This window comes from Aliihoeflea sp. (assembly GCF_052435475.1).
In the GTDB taxonomy this organism is placed as follows: domain Bacteria; phylum Pseudomonadota; class Alphaproteobacteria; order Rhizobiales; family Rhizobiaceae; genus Aliihoeflea.
On the sequence record NZ_JBQVMV010000043.1, the window covers coordinates 1 to 288 of the forward strand.

The window sequence follows — 288 nt, forward strand, 5'->3', positions numbered from 1 at the left end:
GGCGCGCTATCTCAACAACACGCCCCGCCACCTTTCGCAGCACCCGGGCGGGTACGTGCTGACGCGCGACCGGCACGACCAACTCGTGCCGATCGAGCCCGCCGCGATGGAAGACCGGCAGGTCATCGAATGGGACAAGGACGACATCGACGCCCTCGGTTTCATGAAAGTCGACATCCTTGCTTTGGGGATGCTGAGCTGCATGCGCCGCGCTTTTGAATTCCTGCAGGATCACAAGGGACTGAAGCACGATCTTTCCACCATTCCCGCGGAAGATCCCGCGACCTA

The 288-nt window shown here is 61.5% G+C and carries 1 pseudogene; it reads left to right on the forward strand.

The window, feature by feature from the left end:
• Positions 1–288, forward strand: a pseudogene (locus ACT6QU_RS19435) (PHP domain-containing protein); the annotation flags it as partial.